Here is a 22,730-nt window from a genome sequence, read left to right on the forward strand (position 1 = left end):
GAGGAGCAGTTCGTGGCGTTGACCACGGCGCCCGACCCGACCCGACGCGGCCCCGGATCCGCCCGGGCCCATGCCGAGAGGCGTGGGCCCGGACGCCTCCGGCACAGCGAAGGTCTGGCGGGGTACGTCTTCCTGTCGCCGTGGCTCATCGGCCTGATGGGCGTCACGGCGATCCCCATGCTGCTGTCGCTCTACCTGAGCTTCACCAACTACGACATCCTCACCCCGTTCTCCGAGGTGGAGTGGGTGGGGTTGGCCAACTACGAGCGGATGTTCACCGCCGACCCGTCGTACTGGCACGCGGTGCGGGTCACCCTCACCTTCGCGCTGATCGCCGTGCCGCTGAAGCTGGCCGCGGCGCTCGGCGTGGCGTTGCTGCTCAACCGGGCCTGGCGCGGGGTCGGGCTGTTCCGCGGGCTGTTCTACCTGCCGTCACTGCTCGGCGGCAGTGTCGCGCTGGCCATCGTGTGGGTCAACATGTTCAACCGCGACGGCGCGTTCAACTCGCTGCTGGGCCTCTTCGGCATCACGGGCAAACCGTGGGTCAACGACCCGGACTGGGCCCTGGAGACGCTGATGGTGCTGGCCATCTGGCAGTTCGGCGCGCCGATGGTGATCTTCCTGGCCGGGCTCAAGCAGGTGCCCACCGAACTCTACGAGGCCGCCTCGGTCGACGGGGCCGGCCGGTTCCGCCAGTTCCGCAACGTCACCCTGCCGATGCTCTCCCCGGTGATCTTCTTCAACCTGGTGCTGGAGACCATCAACGGCTTCCAGGGCTTCACCGCCGCGTTCGTGCTCAGCAACGGCACGGGCGGCCCGGTCGACTCCACCCTGATGTACACGCTCAACCTCTACATCACCGGCTTCACCGACCTCGAGATGGGCTACGCCTCGGCGATGGCCTGGGTGTTCCTGCTCGCCATCGCGGTGATCACCGCGATCTTGTTCAGCACCGGGCGGTTCTGGGTGCACTACTCCGACGGGGAGGACCGGTGATGGTGACGGTGACCCCGACGGCCGTTGCGCCGACCGGAGCAGCACCGAGCGCGCGCCGACGGCCCGGCGGTCGGCCCGTGCTGCGGCTGCTCATCCTGGTGGCGATCGTCGCCGTGGTGCTCTACCCGCTGATCTGGATGATCGGCACCTCGGTGAAGTCCCAGGAGGAGATCGTCAACAACGTCGGGCTGCTGCCCGAGCGGTTCACCCCGGGCAACTACACCGCCGGGTGGTCCAACTTCGACGTCAGCTTCGGCCGGTTCTTCCTCAACAGCGCCATGGTCAGCCTGCTCACCGTCGTCGGCAACGGGATCTCCTGCCTGCTGGCCGCGTACGCCTTCGCCCGGCTGCGGTTCCGGCTGCGCGGCATGTGGTTCGCCGTCATGATCGGCACGCTGCTGCTGCCCCAGCACGTGCTGATCGTGCCGCAGTACATCCTGTTCCGGACGCTGGGCCTGGTCGGCGGCGAGTGGCCGTACCTGCCGCTGCTGATCCCGCAGTTCCTGGCCACCGAGGCGTTCTTCGTCTTCCTGATGGTGCAGTTCATGCGGGGCGTCCCGCGCGAGCTGGACGAGGCGGCGCGAATCGACGGCGCCGGCCCGTACGGCATCTTCCGGCACATCATCCTGCCGCTGAGCCGACCCGCGCTGGTCACCACGGCGATCTTCTCGTTCATCTGGACCTGGAACGACTTCTTCCGGCAGTTGGTCTTCCTCTCCCAACTGGAGGACTACACCGTGCCGGTCGCGCTGACCCTGTTCATCGACTCGACCAGCCAGAGCGCGGTCGGGCCGATGTTCGCCATGTCGGTGCTGTCGCTGCTGCCGGTCTTCCTGTTCTTCGTCGCGTTCCAGCGGATGCTCGTCGAGGGGATCAACACCAGTGGCATCAAGGGCTGAGCGGGCGGACACCGCCGGGCGACGGGACTGGCGCGACGTCGTCCGGGACGCCGCCGACCTGGCGCTGCTCGGCATCCTGCTGGTGCTGGCGGCGGCACCCCTGCTGACCGTCGCCGCGGCGGCGGGCACCGCCAGCGCGGCGGTGCACGATTGGACCCGTACCGGCACGTGGCCGATGGCGCGGACGACCCTGCGCCGGTTCGGCCGGTCGGTGCTGCCCGGCATGCCGGTCAGCCTGCTCGCGCTCGCCGCCGCCGGACTGCTCGCCGCCGATCTGGCGGCGCTGGCCACCGGCCGGGTGCCGGGCGGCCCGCCGGCGCTGCTGGTGACCGCGCTGGTCGCGGCCGGCCTGGCCGGGTACGCCGGGCTGGTCGTCGTCGAGGTGGGCGGCAACGGGGGCGGGCGGTGGCGGGCCGCGGCCCGGTCCGCCGCCCGCGCCTGCCTCGACGCGCCCATCCGCTGGGCCGCGCTCACCGGGGTGACCGCGCTGGCCGGGCTGCTCGCCGTCCTGATCACCCCGGTCGCGGTGCCGGTCCTCGCCGGCTACACCGTGGCCGCCCTGCACGCCGTCGCCGGCCGCCGGCCGGTTCCCGCCCATCCGGAGCTGCCGTGAGCGCCGGGCACGATCCCGCGCGGCTGCTGGTCGACGGAACGGAGGTGGCCCGGTACGTGGTCGACCCGGCGCTGGACGCGCGGCACGGTCCACGGCCGTATCTGCACCCGGTACGCACCCTGGGCGGCACGGTCGTCACCGACGCGCTGCCCGCCGACCACGTGTGGCACCTCGGCGCCTCCCTCGCCGTGCAGGACGTCAACGGCAGCAACCTCTGGGGAGGGCGCACCTACGTGCGCGACGTCGGCTACACCTGGCGCGACGACCACGGGCGGATCGCGCACACCGGCTGGTCGGAGCGGGCCGCCGACCGGCTGGAACACCGGCTGGAGTGGCGCGACCCGCACGGCCAGGTGCTGCTGACCGAGCGTCGGCGCCTCGCCGCGTCGATGCTCGCACCGGAGGTCTGGCGGCTCGACCTGGACACCGCTCTCACCGCCCCCGCCGATCGGGAGGTGTGCCTGGGCAGCCCGGCCACCAACGGTCGCCCCGGTGGGGCCGGCTACGGCGGGTTCTTCTGGCGGGCCGCCGCCGACGGCGAACCGGTCGTGTTCACCGCCGACGCCATCGCGGAGGAGGCGGTCAACGGCAGCGCGGCGCCGTGGGTCGCGTTGACCGGCACCGGGCCGGGCGGTGGGGCGTACACCCTGGTCTTCGCGGGTCTCGGCCCGGGCGACCGGTGGTTCGTGCGGACCGCGATGTATCCGGGGGTCTGCGTGGCGTTCGCGTTCGATCGCCCGGCCGTGGTGCCGGCCGGCGGGACCCGGCACGGCCGGTACCCGGTGTGGGTCATCGACGGGACACTCGACCGGGACGGGGCCGCCGCCCTGGTCGGCGCGGGGACGTGACGGCGGAGACGGTCAGCGGGAGCGGTCGGTCAGCGTGCGGACGGCCGCCTGGTACGCGCCCTGGGTGTGGTACGGCCAGTGCCGCTCGATCGGCGGTGGCACGGTGTCCGTCGGGTCGACGGTCAGGCTGCGGGGATCGCGGAGCCGGATGTCGACGTCGCCGGCCGCCGCGACGTCGCCGGCCGGCGGCGCCCCCGCGTCAGGGGGAAAGATCGGCCCGCCGATCGGGTCGGTGTCCCGCCACAGGTTGCGCCAGCGCCACCCGATCCGCTCGCCCAGATCACAGAGGGTCTGCGGTCCCAGGTACGCGGGGTAGAGCCGTGCGTAGGTGCGCCGCAGCGGCGAGCCGTAGGTCAGTAGCGATACCCGGGCCAGCGCGGACGGCGGTAGTTGCAGGACGGTGGCGGCGGCCAGAGCCGAGCCGTGGCTGTGCCCGGAGAGGATCACCGGCCCGTGCGCGGTGAGCCCGGTGACGCGCTTCGCCAACTCCGGGACGGCGCGGGCGGCGTAGCAGGGCGGCGCGAACGGATGAACCGTGCGGGGCCAGAAGGTGCCGAGGTCCCACAGCACCGCCACGACCCGCCGGGTCTGCGACGACCGGTACGCGCGGAAGCCGAGGATCAGGAGGCCGATCACCAGCAGGCTGATCACCCAGACACCCGCGTCGGTCACATACGCCGTCAGCAGGGCCACCGCGCCTCCGTTCCCACCGACGTGGGCGGCGAGTTGGGTGGGGCCGATCCCGATCACGTCGAGGGCGACGGTCGCCAACCCGAGCGACGCGATCAGCAGGAAGGCGATCAGCATCGGTCCCAGTTCCTCGGTGACCCGGGACCGGGCGATGGTCTCCCGGACCATCCGTAGCCGGTGCGCGTCGTCCGACGGTACGTCCGGGTAGTCCCGCTCGACGACACGTGTCGCCATCCGCCGTCGTCGCCGTCGGCTGAACAGGAGGGTCGCCGAGGTGACGGCCGCGCCGATGAGCAGCGCGGCGAGCCCGGCGAGCGCCGCCCACCAGTAGGCGACCGGCGGCTCCAGCGGGCCGACGGTCGGCGGGTTGGGCCGGATCGGGTCGGGAATGTCGCCGTGGTCGAGGGCGTCGGCGACCCGGTAGACCAGGGTGGCGGTGAACGCCGCACCGACGCTCACCGCGGCCGCCGCCATGATCGGGGCGCCGAGCCCGCGCAGGAACGGGCGGTCGGTGCGGACCTCACGCTGGCGGACGTACGTGACGACGGTGAGCACGACGAGCAGGACGCCCTGCGCGGCGACCACCCCGGCGGCGGCGCTCTCGTACCCGGGCAGTGTGCCCGAGCCCGACGGTGCCGCACCGGCGAGCACGGCCGAGCCGAGGCACAGCACGCTCACCGCCACGGTGGCCGCCCACAGCGGGAGCAGGACCCGCCGGGCACCAGCCGAGGTGGGCGGCGTGGGCAGGCAGAGCAGGACCACGCAGAACGCGAGCAGCCCGCCCGCTGCCACGAACAGCGCGACGTGTCCCGGTGTGGCCCCGCCCGATGAGATGCCTCCGAGCAGGCTGAGGTTCAGCGTGCCGACGCCGAGCGCCACGTGGATCTGGCGCAGCCACCCGATCGTCTGCTCGTGCCAGAAACCCGCGTCGGCGAGGCCCTCGACCCGGCCGTCGGAGGGCGGCGGCGCCGCCGGTGGATTGAACCCTTCGAGCGCCCGCGCCGACCGGATGCTGATCGCCCAGACGACCCGCAGCGCGAGCAGGGGGACGACCGACAACAGCGCCAGCCGGGGGCCGGACGGCAGCGCGTACAGCCAGGCCAGGTAGGGACGGCTGGCTCGGCAGCCGGGGTACGGCACGCACTGCCAGCCGACCAGGTCCAGCGTGACGCCCGTGATCGCCAGCACGAACGTGGCGGTGAGGGTGCCGGCGAGCAGACGGCACAGCACGCTGAGCAGCGCCCACCGGTCACGCCCCGGGGGGCGCAGCCAGATCGCGAGGTTACCCAGCATGAAGGGCAGCAACAGCAGCATCGAGGCCGTCCGGACCGCCGCGCCTGCGGTCAGGGAACCCCAGCGGTACGCCTCGACGGCGACCCCGGCGGTGGCCCCGCCGGCGGTGCCGCTCCCCGCCCGGGGCCGGAAGAAACCCGCGTGCGTGTCACCGGCGACGCGGACCACGATCGGGTGGTCGAGGATCCGTTCCGCGGTCACCCCGGAGATGCCGTGTACGCGCAACTCCACCGCGTCGCATCCCGGCGTCCTGTCCACGCCGTCAGGGTCACAGACAATCCGCCGGGCCGTTGCCGATACCGCGAACGTCAGCGGGCGGGCAGGGCTGCGGTCACCCGGACGGCCTTGACGATCGCGGGGATCGAACCGATCAGCAGTACCAGCCCCCAGATGATGGCGACGATGGCGAAGACCACCGCCGCGACGTCGTCGACGATGCTGACCAGGATCACCGGCACCAGGTTGTGCAGGAACTCCAGCACGACCGTGCACAGCAGGGTGGTGAGCATCAGCAGGACGAGGCCCTTGTTCTGCAGGAAGCGCGGCTGGGCCAGCACCAGCAGCCCGGCCCAGACCAGCTTCAGCAGCAGCACCAAGCCCAACAGCACCGCCGCCTCGCCGACCGGGAAGAACCCCCACAGGGCCAGGTAGGCCAGCGTGCCGAACGGCGCGGCCAGGAACAGCGACACCATGATCATCAGTTCCACGAACGCGATGAGCAACGCGATCAGCCCGACGATGATCAGGATGATCGAGAAGATCAGGCTGGCGACACCCTGCACCCGGCCCTGAATCCGTTCGGGCAGCAGCAGACCCAGACAGAACAGCCCGGTGCTCCAGACCGCCACCGCGTCCATCAACGCCAGGTAGCCGGTGCCCCGACCGGACGGCTCACTGACCCCGGACACGTCGTCGAGCTCGACGTCCAGCGCGCCGGCGCTGTCCGACAGCGCCGCGCTGGCGTCGGCGCCCCCGAGCAGCAGCCCGGCGCCCAGCTCCACCCCGATCGCCAGGACGATGGCGAGCATCGCCAGCAGCAGGAACGGCTTGCGCAGGTCACCCACGTCGGCACCTTCCTCTCGGATCAGGACGCGGCCACGGTGACCGTGCAGCCACCCAGGCCCGGGCAGATCACGGCCACCTCGGTGGCCTCGTCGACGGCGACCTTCGCCACCGCGCCGGTGCCGTCCGACGCCGGCTCGACCTCGTCGCGGATGGTGAGGTCCGCGTCGCCGGGCGCCGACGCGACGACCGTGAACGGCTGCGCGCTGCGCAGCACCAGGGTGCGCAGTCCGCCCGGGTCGGCGACCCGCACCAGACAACTGCCGGAGAAGACCAGCCGGCCGGTCTGCTCGGCGCAGTCGGCGCTGACCGTGGCCGGGTCCACCGCGGAACGCTCGCCGCCCAGCGCACCCAGCCGGTCGACCAGCCCGTGCCGGGCCCCCGGATCACCCCGGTCGTCGCGGCCCGTGCCGACCGCGCCCACGAACAGCGCCACCAGCAGGACGGCGAGCAGCCCCAGCAGCGCCTTCTGCCGGCCGCTCATCGCGCGGCGGCCGGCGGCGCGACCTCGCTGAACCGGATCTCGTCGACGCCCGCGAAGTAGCGGTTGGTGCCCTGCGTCTTGCCCACCACGACCAACGTGACGCGGTGCGGGCCCTTGGTCAGCCGGACCGTGCCGACGTCCAGGAACTCCGTCTTCTGCACCGTCGGCGTGAAACCGAGGAACGCCCCGCCGATCTGGGTGCCGTCGATGGAGAAGACGGTGTTGGCGTAGTCGAACGAGGTGGTGCGTACCGCCGCGAAGCGCCAGGTGGCATCCGCCGGAATCTGCACCGTCACGGTCACCTGGTCGCCGATGGCCAACCCCTGGAAGAACAGCTGTTTGCCGCCCGACCAGGTCACGCCGCAGCAGTTCGGTTGCGCCACCACGGCTGCCCCGCTCGTCCGCGGCGACTCCACCACCGCCGCGTCCACCAGGCTCTCCGCCTCGACGGTGACCACCCGCGGCTCGCCGGGGGCCGGCTCGCCGCCACGGGTCAGCAGCACCACCCCCACGGTCACCACCACCAGCACCAGCGCCGCCGCGGCCGCGATCCACGGCCAGGGCGTCCGCTTCGGCGGGGCGACGGCCCGCACCTCGTAGGTGACCCGGCCGCTCGAGCGGGAACTCTCCTCCGGCGCGGTGTTCGCCGAGTACGCGAACCCGGTCATGTCGTAGCGCCGGGGCGGGGTGCCCGGCGGCACGGCGAGCTTGACCAGGAACGAGACGGAGCCCTGCCCGGGTACCACCCGCTGCGGCTCGGTCACCGTGAACCAGGACCGCTGGGATCCGTCGCCGGGCGCCACGTCGAACACCACCGTGTCCGGCGCGTTGCCCGGGTTGGAGACGGTGAAGGTCAGCTCGCCGCTGTTGCGCGGGTCGAGGGTGAACTGTTCGGCGGCGGCGACGACCGCCCATTCGGTGGTCATGACGACTCCTCTGCGACGACGACTGCGACGACGATCTCGGCGGTGGTCGAGGCGGGCTTCTCCGCCTCGACGATGCGGGTGATGACGGCGAGCTGGTCCGCGGCGGCCGCCGGCACCCGCACCACGACGTGGAACGGCTGCTCCGCTGGCTCGTCGATCGCGAAACCGCGCAGCCCGGTGGCCAGTTCAAGGGCCCTGCACATCCCGTACGGGGTGCCGCGCCACCGGGCCAGCAGCGCGCCGTTGGCCACCAGGTCCCGCAACCGGCCCACCGGCAGCGGCAGCGGGGCGTCCGGGCGGGGCGAGGCCACCACGTGATCCATCGCCACCCAGCGGGTCAGCTGCACGACCAGCCCGTCCGGTGCCCGGTACGGGTCGAACAGGGCGTCCACCTCGGCGAGGATCGCCTCGTCCGGGGCGTGCAGCCCCTCCATCACCTCCAGCAGCGCCCACAGGACACTGCCCGGCACGCACGCCCGCTGGTACGCGGCGGGCAGCAGCCGCTCAATCGCCGAGCGTCGCATCCTGCCGCACCACCTCGATGTCGTGCTCGCCGGAGCAGAGCAGCCAGGTGTCGGGGACGGTCACCACGTCGGCGGTGGCCTGGTTGGCGCTGGCGGTCCAGTCCACCGCGCTGGCGCTGCGGTACACGCCGCGCTCGCCGCCGGCCAGGATCAGCCGCTCCGCCGGCTGGTTGTCGGCGCCGGCCGCTCCGCTGCCGGCGGCATGGCCGCTCACCGCGATGGCGTCCACCGGTACGAACCGGGTCCGGTCGCGCAGCGGCAACCCGCAGTTGACCGACACCGACTGCCACTGCGGCTGCGCGGCCAGCGTGTCCAGCCGCAGCACGCCGCCGCTCTGCGTGGCCGCCACCGCCAGCGAGCCGGCGAACGCGAGATCCCGACAGGTGCCGCCGATCCAGCCGGCCTGCACCGACTGCCACTGCACGTCCGACTCGAACAGCCGGGTGCGGTGACAGCCCTGGCCCGGCTTCTTCGGGTCCGGTTCGCCGGCGCCGCTCCACAGCAGCGTGGCCGGGCCGTCGTACTGCACCGCCAGCACCCGGTTGTCCACATTGGAGAGACCGACGTGGGCGAAGCTGCCCGGCCGGCCACCGGCCGTCGACAGGTACACCCCGAAACCGGCCTGCGCGGCCACCGCCACGCCCGGTGCGCCCCGCTCGGAGACGAACGCGCGCACCGCGTAGAACCCCCGGTCGGCGTCGGACGGGTCGACGAGGATCTGCAACGGCACCGCGCCGGGCAGCAGGGACACCTCGTACAGGCCGGTGTCGGTCGCCACCAGCAGCGCACCCGCGCCGTCGCGATCCAGCCAGGCCACGTCGGAGATCCGCGAATCCAGGTCGGTCAGCAGTGACCACGTCTCGCCGAGGTCGGTGCTCAGGTGCACCCGGGAGCCGCCGGAGGCACGCAGTGTCACCACGGCCACCGAGCCGGGACGCGGCACGATGCCCGGCCGCGTCGGCGCCGGGGCGGGCGCCACCCGCAGCACCGTCTCGCCGTCGAAGCGGCCGGTCGGCTCCCAACCCGCACCCGCGTTGCTGGAGCGGAACACCACCGGGCCCCGCCCGGCGTACCAGGTGCGGGGCTGGTACTGGTCGACGGCGAGGGCTCGCACCTCGGCGTCGGGCGCCTCGTCGACCACGAACCGCACCGACTCGACGTAACGCACGCCCGGCTCGGCGTGCTCCAGCAGCCGGTACACGTTGGACGCCCGCAGCGGCTCGCCGAACGGCCAGCCGGTCGGGTTGAGCGCGGTGGGCAGCGGGCTCAGCGTCTGGCGCAGCCGGTCGTGGATCCGCCGGCGGACCGCGTCAACGTCCTCCTCCCGCCGGACCACCACCCGGGCCCGCACCGACACCGCCTTGAATCGTGCCCAGGTCGCCCGGGACCGGATACCGACCATCCGCCGCTGTTCCAGGTCCGCCTCCACCCGGCGCCGCGCCTCGGGCACCTCGTGCTCGCGCAGCACCGCCACCGGCAGCCGGCCACCCGGCCGGGCCTCCGCCGGCACGTACGGCACCAGCACCACCTCGACCTCGCCCGGCCGGGCGAAGCTGTACACGGCGGCGCGGGTGAACGCCCGGGCCCGGGCCACCGCGCCGGAGCTGGTGGCCAGCACCTCGAAGTCGCGGGCGGTGACCGCGCGCTGCTGGGCGAAGAACTCGTACGGGCCGCGCAGCAGCACCGACTCCAGCGCCTCCATCTCCCGGCCGCCGGCCGCCGGCGCGGGATTGTCGACGCGTATCCCGGGCAGCGGGTCGCGCAGGCTGGTCAGCGTGCCGGCGGCCACGTTGCCGGTAGGCCCGCCGCCGGCCCGGTACCAGAGCCGGATCTGCCGTCCGGCCGGCGGGACCGCGGCCACGGTCACCGGCGACCGCGCCGGGCCACCCGGTGCGGCCGGGGGGTCGGCGGGAGCGGTCGGGTCGGTCGGCGCGGGATCGCCGGGGGTCGCCGGGTGGGCCGGTCCGGCCGCGGGCCGCAGGTCGAGCGCCGGGGCGAAGGTGACCGTCCCCGAGCAGCGGTCCACCAGGTACACCTTGGCCTGCGGGCCGACCCCGGCGAAGCTGTCCACCGGCCGCCAGATCTCGAACGTGCGGCCGTCATGCTCGCGCGCCGCCGCGCCCAGCTCCACGGTGCCGGCCGGCACCTCCACCCCGAGCAGCAGGTCCAGTGGCTCGGCGGTGTGCGCGAGCGGGGCCCGGGCCGCCCGCAGCACCTGGCCCGACTGACCGGTGCCGGTGCCGAGCAGCTCCGCCTCGACCGGCTCGCAGTGGTGCATCCGCACAGTCACCGAGGTCTCTCCGGCGGGCAGCAGCGCCGGCTCGGTGGTGACGAACACGACCGGCCGGGGGTCGGCGCCGCGAGCCGCCGCGACCCGCAGGCCGGCCGGGATCCGCACCGCGCCCCGGTCGGTGCCGCTGCGGGTGAACCGGACGTCCGCCCAGGCCGCGGTGGGCGCGTGCCGGGCCACCCCGAGCAGGTTCAGGAAGGAGACGTACGCCTTCTCCGGCAACTGGTTAAGCCGGTAGATCATCACCTCGGTGAGGTGCGCGAACGCCTCCACCAGCGCCATGCCCGGGTCGTGCGCCGACAGGTCGGTCCAGGCCGGACAGGACTGGCGGATCCGCTCGCGGGCCTCGGTGACCAGATCGAGGAACGCGCGGTCGTCCAGGTGCGGCACGGGCAGCGTCATGACGGTCCTCCCGGTGCCGGTTCGTCGATCGGGAGCAGGTCCACGGAGAAGACCAGCTGCCCGGGGGTCAGGCTGGCCCGCACCCGGTAGTCCAGCCGGATCACCAGCCGCCACGCGTCGTCCGGATCCGGCCCGGCGTCCACGTCGATCACCTCGACCCGGGGCTCCCAGCGGGCGATCGCCTGCCGCACGTAGTGGATGGCCAGCCCGGCGGTCGTGTCGTCGTTGGGCGCGAAGATCAGCCGATGCAACCGGGAGCCGTACCCGGGCCGCATCAGCCGCTCGCCCGGCGTGGTCGACAACAGCAGGAACAGCGCCTGGCGTACGGTCTCGTCGCCCTCGGTCATGGCCAGGCCACCGGCCGCGGTGAGCGCCAGGCCGCCGCTGCGCCCCGCGTCGAAGCCGGCGCCGACGAAGCGGAAGGCCCTCACCGGTCCGCCCCCAGGAACCGCTGGCGCGGGTCGCGCACCGTGTGATGGACCGCGTTGGGCGGCGTCCCGTTGGTGAACCCCTCCAGGTGGGACAGCACCACCCGCTGCCCGTCGACCCGCAGCCAGTCGCTGTAGCCGACGCGCAGGCTCTCCGTCGTGGTGCACGGCTTGATGGTCGGGCCGTAGTTCGGGCAGGCGATGATCTTCCGTCCCTCTGGGTCGTCGTCCACCAGCACCGGCACGCCGGTGACGGTCACCCACCGCTGCGAGGGCCGGTTCTCGACCCGGCCGTCGTGGTCGCAGGTGATCACCGAGTCGCGGTGGATCCAGCGCATCAGCCGCCTCCTTCGTGGTGTGCGCGGGCGAGCGCGCGGGCCCGCTCCGCCGCGGTGGTCGGGTCCTCGGTCGACTCGGCGTGCAGGAAGTCCACGCTGCGGGCCCGGACCACCATGGCCCGGCCGGGAGCGGAGATCACCAGGTCGGTCGCCGCGTGCAGGGTGGCCAGGTCGGGGGTCAGCTCCAGCCAGCTGCCGCCCTCGGTGGCCAGCCGCAGGCTGCGCTGGACGTCGTCGACGACGATCGACTGCCCTCCGGCGGTACGCAGCGTCCAGCGCCGGGCCCGGCCGTCGTCGATGCCCGCGTCGTACGGCTCGACGGCCCCGAACAGCGAGCCGAGCACGATGCCGGAGGCCGGCTCGCCGCCGGGCAGCACCACCAGCACGGTGTCGTCGGGGTCGGGGAGCGCGACGAGGCCCTTGCCCCGTCCGGCTCCGGGACAGAGCACGCCGAGCCACCCGGCGTCCAGGTCCCCGTACGCCGGCAGGGTCAGCCGGACCCGGCCCAGCCCGTCCGGGTCGGCGACGTCGGTGACCGTCCCGAGCGTGACCACCGCCCCGGCGGTCGACGCGGTGGGCGGCGCGGCCGGTGGCACGGTGGAGAACCGGGTCAGGTGCCCGTTGCCGTCCACGGTGTGCACCACCTCGGTCAGCACGTACACCCCGGCGACCGGGTCGGGCACGCCGGTCAGGTCGATCCGCCGGCCGGGCCGCAGCGCCGGATCGCCCTCGGCCACCCCCTCGGCGGTGACCAGCGCGGCGGCGCGGGTGTCCAGCCGCGCCTGGGCCAACGCGGCCAGCTCGTCGTCGCTGCGGCCGGGCTGGTCGACCGCCGTGCGTACCCCGTCCGCGCCCACGTCCGCCGGGTCCGGCCGGTCACCGGCCGGTCGGCCGCAGCGCGCATCGTCGGCCTGCTGGCTGATCGGTTCGGCCCGCTGGGGATGCCAGCCCAGCGCCGCGTTGGCGCCGCTGGCCTGGTCCAGGTTGGTGGCCAGCCGCAGGGTGTGCACGCCCGCGCCGAGGGCCAACGCGACCGGTTGCCCGTATCCGGCGAGGGTGATCAGCCGGACCCCGTCACCGTCGGCGGCCAGGTGCAGCCCGGCCCGGCCGGTCACCTCGCGCAGCAGCTCCAGATCGCTGTGCCGGTGCTGGAGCAGCCGCTCCAGCCGCGGCCCGTCGGTCTCCGCCGTCACCGTCAGCCCGACCTCGCCGCACAGCTCCCGGGCCAGCTCGGCGGCGGTCACCGAGGTGAACACCCGCAGATCCTGTCGCTTGCGCAGCCGGTGCAGCGCGTCGTACGCCCGCAGGCGCAGCACCGCCGCGCCGTCGGCGGCGTACTCGACCTCCACGCAGGTGACCTCCCCGGTGAACAGCGCGTCGGGGTGATCGGCGAGCCGCACGTCGAGTGCCGTGCCGGGGCGCACCGCGGGGTCGAACGCGCCGCTCCCAGCGGTGGTGGCCAGCACCAGCTCGGCCTGGGTGGGCTGGTCGAGCCGGGCGGCCACCCGCAGCGAGCAGACCCGCTGGCGGGCCGCGCCGGCCAGCTCGGCGCCGTCGAGCAGGACGGTCAGCGCCCGGGGCGCGACGCTGGTCACGGCGCACCGCCCGGCCCGGTGCCGCCCGGTCCGGTGCTGCCCGGGCTGCTGCCGCCCGGGCTGGCGCTGCCCGGGCTGCTGCCGGTCGGTGCTGGGCCGGGCGGCGTCGTTCCGGTCGCCGCCGCCCAGGCCGCTGGCGCGGTGGCGACCGAGGCGCCCACGAACGACGCGCCGGCACCCACCGCTCGGGCCATCCCGGCCACCGCCCCGACCAGCGTCGACCCGCCGGTCGGGGAGCCGCCGGTCGGGGAGCCGGCCGGCGGGACGGCCAGGGTGGTGCCGGCCGGCACGGCCAGCGGATCGGTGATCCGGTTGTGCTCGGCCAGCAACCGCCAGCGCAGCGGTGAGCCGAGCGCGTCGTTGGCCAGCAGATCGAAGCGCACCCCGGAGCGTCCGGGCTCGGCGGCGCCGTCACCGGCGGCGACCACCGCGCTGCCCGGGGCGGCGGTCGGGGTGCTCGCCGCGGCCAGCTCCTCGGCGAAGCCGGCCTCCGCCTGATCGGCCGTCTCGGCGGCCCGGACCAGCTTCAGCCGTAGCCAGGAGCGTCGCGGCGACCCGGTGCCGGTGAACGCGTCGAACCGTTCGGCCACCGCGATGATCACGCCGGGCACGTTCCAGGTCTTGCCCCAGACAAGCCGGACCAGCGGCGGCCGCAGCCACCCGTGCTCGGCGGTGGAGTTCTCCGCCAGCATCCACAACGGCCGGGTGAGCGCCCGTACGTCACCCGGACGGATCTGCGTCTCCACGAAGTCGACGTCGAAGAGCAGGTCGAGCACCAGCTCGGTCCGGCCGCCGCCGGTGAACACCAGCGGGTCGTCGGCCAGCCCGGCCCCGGTGAGCTGGCCGCCGGCGGCCGCCCGATGGCGTACCCCGGCGAGCCGGGTCACCTGCACGGTCTCCGGGTTGAGCAGGCAGTCCACCCGTTCGCCGGAGGAGTCGATGAGGAAGGCGACGCGCTCCATCAGTCGCCCGCCTGTTCTCGCTCCAGCCGGCCCAGGTCGGTGGCGTCCAGCGCCGTCCCGGGCACCGTCCACAGCAGCCGGTCGTCCGGCAGCGCTGGCCACAGATCACCGGTCACCGTCGACCACCCTCCGCCGACCGGGCCGCGCCCCGACCCGGCGGTCCGCGCTCCACCGATGGCCGCGTCCGGCCCGCCGGTGAACGCCGCCCCGCCGGACAGGTGCCCGGGCCACGCCGGATCGTCCGGCAGGGCCGGCCAGGGCCCGCTGCCGGCCGCGCGGGCCACGTCGAGCGGGCCACCACCCGTCGCGAGCCGCGCACCCACCTGGCCGGTCCGCCCGGCTCGCTCGTCGGCCTCGCCCACGTGCCGATCGCGAGGTACGTCGCCGGCCGCCCAAGTCACGCCCGGCCGCCCCCCTCGACCACGGCCTGTCCCCAGGGCACCCTGGCCGACGTCGAACCCGTCCCCGCCAATGTCGAACCCGTTCCGGCCGGCCTCGAATCCGTCGCCGCGCCTCCCGAGGCGGCTCGTTCCCGCCGAGTGTCCGTTCCCGACCGCCATGGACCGGTCGCTGCCCCGTTCATCCGGCCCACGCTGGAATCCGGCAGCGGATCTTGGAGGGAAAGTGCCCCTGGAGGGGCCGAAATCGTCCAAGATCCGGCCCGACCCGGGGGGCCACGGCGTGGTGGGGTGTTCAGGTCGGACATGTGCGGGGGTGGTGTCCGCGGGTGAGTGGAGTGGGCCAGGGACCGCAGGACGGATCATCGGCCGGGCTGGCGCAACGACTTCCCCCGCCTGTCCAGATCCCGGCGGTCCGTCCCTACCCGAGCCGGCAACGCCGCCGGAAGCAGCCCGTCGCGCCGATCCACCGAGCCCCCAGCTGGCACCCGATCCGGCCGCCGATCCCGCCGGGGTGGTCGACCCTGCTGCCGCACCCGGCCCGTCCGACGAAGCGAACCCACGGCGGAAGCGCAGTCGGGCTGGCGTCGGCCCGCCGGACGTCGGGCCACCCGGCGCCCCGAACTCCATCCCCGCGCCGAACACCCCGGCGGTGCCGGGAGCGCCAGCATCGGCCAGTCCACCAGCTGCCCCTGACCCGCCGTCCCGGACCCTGGACGCACCGGTCGCCCGCCGACCCTCCGGCCCCCCGAACCGGCCGGCGGCACCGGGTTCGCTGAATCCACCGCCGGCTCCGGGCCCGCCGGATCCATCACCCGCACCGGACACTCCGAACACGCCCGCACCAGGACCTCGGAATGAGCTGGCGTCCGGGCCGTCGACGCTGGCCGGACCACTGACCTCAGCAGCGTCATACCTCCCGAACCCACCCGATGGGTCGCCTGTGGACCGGTGACGGTCCGAGCCCGGGACGGGCCCGGTCACCCCACCGCCGGCGCCACGGACCGCATCCTCCCGGCCGTTGTGTTCGTCCGTACCGTCACCGGGCGGGCCGGTCGAGGTGTGCCCGGCCGGCGGCCCGTCGAGGTCCAGGTCCTGCAGCAGACCGGGGGCGTGTGCGGCCACCAGGTCCAACCAGTGCTGGGGTGGCTCCCCGAAGCGGCGTGGCGCATCCGCACGGACGTCCGACGGCCGGTGCCCGGTCGCGCCGGCCGATTCGACGCGCCCGGCCAGGCGTTGCACCGCCCCGGCCGCCGAGCGCAGCCGGCCGGCCAGCCAGCTACGCGGGCGTCGGCGCGGTGGCACCGCCGGTCTCCAACTCCAGGCCCTCGTAGCGCAGGGTCAGCGATGCGATGGCGATTTCGTGGCTGAGCGTGTTGAGGTGCGCCCCGCGCCACCGGGTGGGCCAGGCGTCGATCAGGTTCCACCGCAGCACCTCGGCGGTCCCGACGGAGTCCAGCAGCACCACCGAGACGTTGCGGCGGTTGAGCGTGCCCTGGGCCGTGGCGTGCACCCAGTCCCACAGCTCCCGGGACGCGGTGAGCCCGAAGTGCAGCGTCACCGGCTCGTACTCCGCCTGACCCGGCACCATCCGCATCCGGCCCAGCCCGTGCTCCCGGTACGGCTGGCCGGGGATGTTCACCTCCAGACCGCTCATCTCGGTGAAGTGGCCGTTGGTGACGCCGTTGATGAGCAACCGGAAGTTGTACGCCCGGTACGGGTCGACCGGGGCACCCGGTTGCGGGGTGGCTGTGGTGGGCATGTCGTCAGCCTCCGATCATCTCGGTCTCGGTGCCGCCGGCCCACTGGCTCAGCTTGAACACCACGAATTCGGCGGGCTTGACGACGGCGATGCCGATGTGGGCGATCACCATGCCCGCGTCGCGGACGTCCGGCGGGTTGGTCTCCTCGTCGCACTTGACGAAGAACGCCTCCTCGGGGCTGCGTCCGAGCAGCGCGCCGTCGCGCCACACCCGGGTCAGGAACGCCCCGATGTCGCGCCGGATCGAGCGCCAGAGGGTGAAGTCGTTGGGCTCGAAGACCATCCACCGGGTGCCGTTGGCGATGGCCTGCTCGATGGCGATGCTGAGCCGGCGCACGTTGAGGTAGCGCCATTCGCTGGCCTCGGCGGCGAGCGTACGGGCGCCCCAGACCCGGATGCCCTCACCGGCGAAGTAGCGGATCACGTTGACGCCCTTGGGGTTGAGCACGTCGTGCTCCGGTCGGGTGACCAGGTAGCCCAGGTCGACGGCGCCGCGTACCGGTTCGTTGGCCGGCGCCTTGTGCACGCCGCGCAGCGCGTCGGTGCGGGCCCAGATGCCGGCCAGGTGACCGCTCGGCGGGGTCAGCTCCAGCTCTCCGCTGATCGGGTCGCGTACGCGCAGCCACGGGTAGTAGAAGGCGCCGAACTCCGACTGCCGGGGCCGGTACGCCGCACCCTCGTGCCCGCCCGAGCCACCAGGACCACCCGAGCCGCTGCCCGCGCCGTCGGCAGGCTTGGGGGGCTTGCCGGAGGACGGCGTGGCGACGCGGGTCAACGCGGAGATGTCGTCGATGTCCGGCGCCGGGTCGCAGATCGCCACCATGGTGCGGGTCCGCTCGGCCATGCTCAGCAGCGCCTCGTGCGCCACGACGTCGTTGAAGCCGGGGGCGGCGATGATCGAGATCTCGTCGATCGCCTCCAGCAGTTGCAGGCCGCCGCGCCGCTGCCCGGTGCCGGTGATCGCGCCGCCCTCGCCGACGTTGACCACCCAGCAGCGGGCGCCGCCGTTGTCCAGGAAGCCGAAGACCGCCCGGGCCAGCGCGGTGCTCTCCGCCTGCTCCCCGCCGGCGAAGAGCCGCAGGAACTCGGTCCAGTTGTTGACCGGCACCGCCTTGCCCAGTTGGGCGGAGCGGTCCGGGGCGATGCCGACGAAGGCGGCGATGCTGGTGCTCGCCGGTCCGATCGGTCGGGCGCCACTGGGGACCTCCTCGACGTAGATGCCGGGGGAGAAGTAGCTGGGCATCGGTCCTCCTGTGCGGGTGGGCGTCAGCGGGTCGGTGGCGCGCAGACGATGACGATGTCGGGTTCGGCGGGGTCGACCTCGGCGGTGAGCACGAGCCCGCGCCCGGTCAGCCGGAGCCGGACCGGGCCCGGGTGCTCGGGGTCGTGCGGTACGCCGACGATCAGGAACCGGCCGTCGGGATCGGTGCGGGTGACGGACGACGTGCCGGGCAGCTCGACCCGCATCTCCGCGAGGGGTTGCTCCTCGGGGCCGACGACCCGGCCGGTGAGCGTGCGGGACTCCAGTTGTCTCAGCCGCAGTGGGTGCAGCACCGGCGGCGCGGCCGGGGTCGGGTGATCCACCTGCGTCGGCACGTCGATCAGCAGCCCGGGGCGTGGCGCGGTGCCGAACGCGGTCCACAGCGGCGCCGCACCGGCCTCCAGCACCACCGGGTAGCGACCGTCGCGGGTCGCGGCGGTGAGCACCCGGTCGAGCCGGTCCAGCCCGGCCGGACCGGTCACGCAGAGCAGGTAGCGGACCGTGAACCGGTACGGCTCGCGGACCGCGCCGCTGGAGCGGGTCTGCCGCGCCGGGCGCAGCTCCATCGGCCAGAGGGTGAGCCCGGCGGCGTCGCCGTCGGTACGGGGCGGGCCGATCGGGACGGCTTCCCCGGCCGCGTTGGTCAGCCAGGCGGCCAACTCGGCGGTCGCCGTCTCGATCGGTCCGCGCCCGTCGGTGCTCATCGCGGCGGCGTCCCCTGGATCCGGTACGCGATGGCCTCGTTCCACACGTGCGGGTAGACGCCGATCTCGAAGTACCGGGTGAACCGGTTGATCGGCGCGTTGGTGTGGTCGTGGTAGAGCAGCCACACCGGTGCGATGGTGAACAGCACGTAGTTCGCCAGGACCAGCGGGATGTAGAGCGGGCCGAGCAGGCGACCCTGGAAGATGTGCACGTCCTCGTGCCGCTGGATGCCGGAGCTGGAGCCGGCGCAGACGGTGCCGATGGTGGTGGCGTAGCGGGGCGAGACCCCCTCCACCACGCTGACCCGGCCGCTGCCCTGCGAGGTGGGCCGGTCCAGCGAGTGCCCGAAGAGCAGGTGCACGGCCAGGTAGATGGCCCCGACGACCGTGTTCAGCAGGCTCCAGGTGTGGTCGACGACGAAGAGGAAGACGCCGCGGGCGTCCGCCGCGTACACCCCGGCGGAGGCCACCGCCCAGCCGAAGGCCGCGCCGACCAGCAGGCCCACGACGGCGCCGATCAGCAGGCCGATCGGGCCGCCGACGAGGAGGCCGAACAGGGCGCCGAAGCCGACCTGGACGGCCGCGCTGATGATTCCGAAGATCATGATGTCACTCCTCAGACCCAGGAGCGGAGGATGCGGGGCTCACGACCTTGCGCGAGCTGGGTCGGCGACGCCTGGGTCGCCTGCCGGTTGCCGGGCGGAATCTGGTTGACGCCGAGCGCGGCGGAGAAGATGACCAGCGCGTTGAAGAACGCGATGATCCACTTCTCGCCGCCGGCGTCGTCGGCGAACGCCGCGGTCACGTAGGACAGCAGGAGCGCGATGCCGATGGCGATCCACTTGCGGAGCTTGTCGCCGCTGGGGCCGATCAGCCCGCCGATGACGTTGGTGGCCAGCAGGGTGGCGGCGCTCGCGCCGGCGAGGCTGCCCAGTGCGGCCCAGGTGAAGAGATCGTTCATGGCGATCCCCCTTTTCTGCGATGGTGCGACCGGGATGTGGTGGTGGTGAGGTCCGGTGCTCCCGTGGTGGGAGCACCGGGGCCGGTCGCCGTCGTGGCGGGGCGGCCGGTGCCGGGCGTGGCCGGCGGGGCCGGCCACCGGATGGATCAGCCGGGCCCGGGCGCGCCGGCGGGCGGGCCCGGCGAGGTCGGGCCGGGTGCGGCCGGCGCCGCCGGGCGGCGGCGACGCAGCAGGAACACGCCCACCGCGGCGAGCAGCAGCAGGAGGAGCAACCCGCCGACGATCAGCAGCCAGGGGAACCCGCCTCCGTCGGCGGCGGCGACCGGCGAGGCCGACGGTCGGGGCGGCGCCTCGGCGACGGCCCGCAGCTCGGTCGGCTTGTCCTGGTTGGAGTCCACCTTCCAGCTGACCGACCGGCCGTTGACGGTGCCGTTGGAATCGATCACCCGGCCGGGAAATGTCACCGAGATCTCGAACGACATCAACTTGAGGAAAGCCTGTTGCTGTTGCGGATTCTGCTCGGCCATTTTTCCGCCGTACTTCTTCGGGTCGAGCGGCAACGTGAATCGGTAGAAATCGCCGTCCCGGACCAGTTTGACGCTCTCGCTGTCGAAGGTCGCCAGCGGCGCCTTGCGGTAACTGATCTGGGTGCCGAAGAGATTGCTGTCCTCGTAGCCGGACTCCTCGCCGGGCGGCAGCGCGGGGATGTTCTGGCGCAACTCGGCGATGGCCGCCGGCATGGTCTTGTTCCAGGCGACCAGCCGGGACCTGTGAGCAGTCAGCAGCAGCTGCCCGTCGACTGTGTCGTCGGTGTTGACGGTGAGCCCCATGTTGAGTTGAGCGGCCCAGAATCGGGTGAACACGGGTCGTTCTAGTCCCGGAAATACTGGTAGAACGATATCGGGCGTTGGCGGTGCGTGCCGGACGAGGTCACTGCGCCCTCGACCGTCCTGAATGCAGCCGCTCAGAACGGCGAGAAGGAGGAGACACACCGCGACGCGGAGTGCCTTACCGCGGTTGACTCTCCTGTTCATGCGCTCAGTGTGTGTGATCGCGTTCACCATGAGCAGTCAGCGATCAGTCACAACGCAGTCGCCGATATTACCGGCGTGCTGTCATGTTCGGCCGAGGCCGGCGGCGGCAGAAATGATTACCCTGGAGTTTTGGGCCCATCGCGGTTTTCACGCCGGAGATCCCTCTGTGGGGGAGGCCGGCCGGGGCCGGGGTGCGACAGGCTGGGTGCCCCGTCGACCGGACCCGGGAGCACCACGATGACGCCAGCCCAGCTCCACACCCCGAAGATCGAGCTGCATGTCCACCTGGAGCCCATCGTGGACGCCGAGGAGCGGCTCGGGCTGGCCGGCTGGGCGGACGTGCTCGCCCACCGACGACCCGGCCATCTTCGACATCACCCTGGCCGACGAGTACGCCTTCGCCGGGCGGCTCGGCGTGGACGCCGCGACCGCGTACGCCTCGGCCTGCGCGGAATGCTCGGCGATGCCGCCACCCGCGCGGCTGGTGGCGGTGGGGGAGCGGGCCTACGGGACTCGTCCCGGCGCTACAACCGGTCGCGAAGGCCGTCGATGATCGGACACCTTCCACCGCGCGAGCGCCTACCCGACAGGGCCACCGGCCCGGGTCTACGCTGACTGGATGACGGTGGTCGCGTGCGTGCTGCTGGTGGATCCCGACGGGCAACTGTTGCTGCAACTGCGCGACGGCAACGCCCGCTACCACCCCAACGTGTGGGGGTTGCCCGGCGGGCATGGCGAGGCGGGGGAGACGCCGGAGCAGACCGCCGAGCGGGAGCTGTGGGAGGAGACCGGCCTGCGCGCAGACGGGCCGCTGCGCCCGTTCGCGGTGCAGCCGCTGCCGGAGCTGGAGCGGGTCAAGCACTACTTCATCGGCGGCACCCGGGCCCGGCAGGAGGACGTGGTGCTCGGCGAGGGGGCAGCGATGGTCTTCGTGCCCCGCGACGAGGTGCTCGACGGCCGTCCCTACACACCGGGCACCGTCGAGGTGCTGACCCGGTTCCTCGCCTCACCCAAGTACGCGGGCGCGGCCACCGCCGGCTGAAACGACCGCCGGGACCGGTTCAGCCCCCTGGAGGCCGCCAGTCGGCGTACCGGGCCATGCCCCGAAGTGCCGCCCGGGCCGGGGTGAGCCGCAACGCGGCGTCCCGCACCGCCACGGCGAGGGGGTTGCGGAGCTGCTGGCCGTACCGGCCGGCGCGGAAGGCGGCCCGGGCGATGGCCTGGCTACGGGGACGACGCTGCCGGTCGTACGCCGCCAGGGCGGCCGGCAGCCCCTCGGCGCCGCCGGCGCAGACCGCACCGAGCACGACCGCGTCCTCGATCGCCTGGCCGGCGCCCTGCCCGAGGTTGGGCGTCATCGGGTGGGCGGCGTCGCCGAGCAGCGCCACCCGCCCCCGCACGTAGGAGGGCAGCGGTGTGGCCAGGTGGTGGATGTCGTTGCGCAGCACGACCCCGGGTGGGGTGGCCGCCAGCAGCGCTGGGATGGGCGCGTGCCAGTCGCCGAAGCGTTCCCGGACGACCGCCAACTCGTCCGGGGCGTGGCCGCCGGGCGGGGCGGTGAGCGCGGCGTACCAGTAGACCTGGCCGGCGCCGAGCGGCACCATCCCGAACTCGGCCGCCGGGCCCCAACTGATCGCCGCCGGGACGGGGTCGGGGAACGCGATGGCGGCCCGCCAGGCCGTCGAGCCCGCGTACACCGGGGCGGGGTGTTGCGGCCAGAGCTGAGCGCGCAGCCGGCTGCGCAGGCCGTCGGCGCCGACCACCAGGTCGGCGGCGAGCGTCTGCAGGCCGGCGGGCCCTTGGTAGCGCACCTCGGCGCGGTCCGGGCCGGGCTCGACGTGCTCCACCTCCGCCCGGGTCAACAGCGACGAGGCCGGCAGCGCCTCGCGCAGGATGCGGTGCAGGGTGGCCCGGTGTACGCCGAGCGCCGTGGTGCCCAGCTGGCGGGTCATCTCCGCCGCGTCCACCCGGGACAGCCACCGGCCGTGCCGGTCGCGGATGCCGCCGGGCGCCTCGGCGTGCTCGCCACGGCGCAGGGCCGGGCCGAGGCCGAGTGCGTCCAGCGCGCGCAGCGCGTTCGCCATCAGGGTCAGCCCGGCGCCGACCTCGCGCAGCTCGGCGGCGCGCTCGAGGACGGTGACCCGCCATCCGTGCCGGTGCAGGGCGAGCGCCGCGCTGAGCCCGCCGATCCCGGCGCCGACCACCACCGCGTGCGGGTCGTCCATGTCGACCACCTTTCTACAGTTGTAGAAGAGTGATA

24 protein-coding genes are annotated in these 22,730 nt (G+C 73.7%); 6 read left to right on the forward strand and 18 right to left on the reverse strand.

Going from position 1 to position 22,730, the window contains the following annotated elements; genetic code table 11:
- Window positions 1-12 precede the first annotated feature (12 nt).
- Genes ACFYPS_RS02110 through ACFYPS_RS02125 form a run of 4 tightly spaced genes read left to right on the forward strand, consistent with a single transcriptional unit; the run spans window position 13 to window position 3,356 of the window.
- Window positions 13-996 carry a sugar ABC transporter permease gene (locus ACFYPS_RS02110; RefSeq protein WP_354962304.1) on the forward strand — a complete coding sequence of 328 codons (984 nt, stop codon included), beginning with the start codon at window positions 13-15 and terminating at the stop codon, window positions 994-996.
- On the forward strand, window positions 996-1,895 hold the full coding sequence (locus ACFYPS_RS02115; RefSeq protein WP_354962303.1) for a carbohydrate ABC transporter permease: 900 nt from the start codon (window positions 996-998) through the stop codon (window positions 1,893-1,895). Before ACFYPS_RS02110 ends, ACFYPS_RS02115 begins: the two co-directional genes overlap by 1 nt.
- Window positions 1,879-2,508 carry a hypothetical protein gene (locus ACFYPS_RS02120; protein ID WP_354962302.1) on the forward strand — a complete coding sequence of 210 codons (630 nt, stop codon included), beginning with the start codon at window positions 1,879-1,881 and terminating at the stop codon, window positions 2,506-2,508. Before ACFYPS_RS02115 ends, ACFYPS_RS02120 begins: the two co-directional genes overlap by 17 nt.
- Complete coding sequence (locus ACFYPS_RS02125; RefSeq protein ID WP_354962301.1) at window positions 2,505-3,356, forward strand: PmoA family protein; 852 nt, start codon at window positions 2,505-2,507, stop codon at window positions 3,354-3,356. Before ACFYPS_RS02120 ends, ACFYPS_RS02125 begins: the two co-directional genes overlap by 4 nt.
- 12 nt (window positions 3,357-3,368) lie before the next feature.
- Here the strand turns inward: ACFYPS_RS02125 and ACFYPS_RS02130 are convergent, their stop codons facing one another.
- The 17 genes from ACFYPS_RS02130 to ACFYPS_RS02210 all read right to left on the reverse strand — a co-directional run bounded on the left by ACFYPS_RS02130 (window position 3,369) and on the right by ACFYPS_RS02210 (window position 20,299).
- Window positions 3,369-5,597, reverse strand: a complete 2,229-nt coding sequence (locus ACFYPS_RS02130) for a hypothetical protein (protein WP_387322310.1) — start codon at window positions 5,595-5,597, stop codon at window positions 3,369-3,371.
- Window positions 5,598-5,647: 50 nt separating this feature from the next.
- Window positions 5,648-6,403 (reverse strand): hypothetical protein, encoded by a 756-nt coding sequence (locus ACFYPS_RS02135; RefSeq protein ID WP_354962299.1) that lies wholly within the window; start codon window positions 6,401-6,403, stop codon window positions 5,648-5,650.
- 20 nt (window positions 6,404-6,423) lie between these two features.
- Entirely contained in the window at window positions 6,424-6,885 is a 462-nt protein-coding gene (locus tag ACFYPS_RS02140) for a hypothetical protein (protein ID WP_354962298.1), read from the reverse strand.
- Window positions 6,882-7,811: a hypothetical protein gene (locus ACFYPS_RS02145; protein ID WP_354962297.1), complete on the reverse strand. Its 930-nt coding sequence runs from the start codon at window positions 7,809-7,811 to the stop codon at window positions 6,882-6,884. Before ACFYPS_RS02145 ends, ACFYPS_RS02140 begins: the two co-directional genes overlap by 4 nt.
- Entirely contained in the window at window positions 7,808-8,335 is a 528-nt protein-coding gene (locus ACFYPS_RS02150; RefSeq protein ID WP_354962296.1) for a phage tail protein, read from the reverse strand. The genes ACFYPS_RS02145 and ACFYPS_RS02150 overlap by 4 nt, the downstream gene beginning before the upstream one ends.
- A complete protein-coding gene (locus ACFYPS_RS02155; RefSeq protein WP_387322313.1) occupies window positions 8,316-11,027 on the reverse strand; it encodes a putative baseplate assembly protein in 2,712 nt (903 codons plus the stop codon). Before ACFYPS_RS02155 ends, ACFYPS_RS02150 begins: the two co-directional genes overlap by 20 nt.
- Window positions 11,024-11,458: a GPW/gp25 family protein gene (locus ACFYPS_RS02160; protein WP_354962294.1), complete on the reverse strand. Its 435-nt coding sequence runs from the start codon at window positions 11,456-11,458 to the stop codon at window positions 11,024-11,026. Before ACFYPS_RS02160 ends, ACFYPS_RS02155 begins: the two co-directional genes overlap by 4 nt.
- Window positions 11,455-11,793 (reverse strand): hypothetical protein, encoded by a 339-nt coding sequence (locus ACFYPS_RS02165; protein WP_354962293.1) that lies wholly within the window; start codon window positions 11,791-11,793, stop codon window positions 11,455-11,457. The genes ACFYPS_RS02160 and ACFYPS_RS02165 overlap by 4 nt, the downstream gene beginning before the upstream one ends.
- A complete protein-coding gene (locus tag ACFYPS_RS02170; protein WP_387322315.1) occupies window positions 11,793-13,388 on the reverse strand; it encodes a contractile injection system protein, VgrG/Pvc8 family in 1,596 nt (531 codons plus the stop codon). The genes ACFYPS_RS02165 and ACFYPS_RS02170 overlap by 1 nt, the downstream gene beginning before the upstream one ends.
- Window positions 13,385-14,350, reverse strand: a complete 966-nt coding sequence (locus ACFYPS_RS02175; RefSeq protein WP_354962291.1) for a hypothetical protein — start codon at window positions 14,348-14,350, stop codon at window positions 13,385-13,387. The genes ACFYPS_RS02170 and ACFYPS_RS02175 overlap by 4 nt, the downstream gene beginning before the upstream one ends.
- Window positions 14,350-14,712 carry a hypothetical protein gene (locus ACFYPS_RS02180; RefSeq protein WP_387322317.1) on the reverse strand — a complete coding sequence of 121 codons (363 nt, stop codon included), beginning with the start codon at window positions 14,710-14,712 and terminating at the stop codon, window positions 14,350-14,352. Before ACFYPS_RS02180 ends, ACFYPS_RS02175 begins: the two co-directional genes overlap by 1 nt.
- Before the next feature lie 1,315 nt (window positions 14,713-16,027).
- On the reverse strand, window positions 16,028-16,510 hold the full coding sequence (locus ACFYPS_RS02185) for a phage tail protein (protein ID WP_089020755.1): 483 nt from the start codon (window positions 16,508-16,510) through the stop codon (window positions 16,028-16,030).
- Between the two features lie 4 nt (window positions 16,511-16,514).
- Window positions 16,515-17,753 carry a phage tail sheath subtilisin-like domain-containing protein gene (locus ACFYPS_RS02190; protein ID WP_354962289.1) on the reverse strand — a complete coding sequence of 413 codons (1,239 nt, stop codon included), beginning with the start codon at window positions 17,751-17,753 and terminating at the stop codon, window positions 16,515-16,517.
- Window positions 17,754-17,776: 23 nt separating this feature from the next.
- Window positions 17,777-18,475, reverse strand: a complete 699-nt coding sequence (locus ACFYPS_RS02195; RefSeq protein ID WP_354962288.1) for a carboxypeptidase-like regulatory domain-containing protein — start codon at window positions 18,473-18,475, stop codon at window positions 17,777-17,779.
- Window positions 18,472-19,080 carry a glycine zipper family protein gene (locus tag ACFYPS_RS02200; protein WP_354962287.1) on the reverse strand — a complete coding sequence of 203 codons (609 nt, stop codon included), beginning with the start codon at window positions 19,078-19,080 and terminating at the stop codon, window positions 18,472-18,474. The genes ACFYPS_RS02195 and ACFYPS_RS02200 overlap by 4 nt, the downstream gene beginning before the upstream one ends.
- A gap of 11 nt (window positions 19,081-19,091) precedes the next feature.
- Window positions 19,092-19,436, reverse strand: a complete 345-nt coding sequence (locus ACFYPS_RS02205) for a hypothetical protein (protein WP_354962286.1) — start codon at window positions 19,434-19,436, stop codon at window positions 19,092-19,094.
- A 146-nt stretch (window positions 19,437-19,582) separates the two neighbouring features.
- Window positions 19,583-20,299 (reverse strand): LppM family (lipo)protein, encoded by a 717-nt coding sequence (locus ACFYPS_RS02210; protein WP_387322321.1) that lies wholly within the window; start codon window positions 20,297-20,299, stop codon window positions 19,583-19,585.
- 448 nt (window positions 20,300-20,747) lie between these two features.
- On the opposite strand from ACFYPS_RS02210, the gene ACFYPS_RS02215 reads away from it, so the two are divergent.
- The gene (locus ACFYPS_RS02215) at window positions 20,748-21,023 is read left to right on the forward strand and encodes a hypothetical protein (RefSeq protein ID WP_354962285.1); all 276 of its coding nucleotides are present in this window, start codon (window positions 20,748-20,750) and stop codon (window positions 21,021-21,023) included.
- Between the two features lie 66 nt (window positions 21,024-21,089).
- Window positions 21,090-21,512, forward strand: a complete 423-nt coding sequence (locus tag ACFYPS_RS02220; RefSeq protein ID WP_354962284.1) for an NUDIX domain-containing protein — start codon at window positions 21,090-21,092, stop codon at window positions 21,510-21,512.
- A gap of 19 nt (window positions 21,513-21,531) precedes the next feature.
- On the opposite strand, the gene ACFYPS_RS02225 is transcribed toward ACFYPS_RS02220, so the two are convergent.
- Entirely contained in the window at window positions 21,532-22,695 is a 1,164-nt protein-coding gene (locus ACFYPS_RS02225) for an FAD-dependent monooxygenase (RefSeq protein ID WP_387322324.1), read from the reverse strand.
- Between the last annotated feature and the right edge of the window lie 35 nt (window positions 22,696-22,730).

The organism is Micromonospora sp. NPDC005087 (genome assembly GCF_042872965.1).
Lineage (GTDB): Bacteria > Actinomycetota > Actinomycetes > Mycobacteriales > Micromonosporaceae > Micromonospora.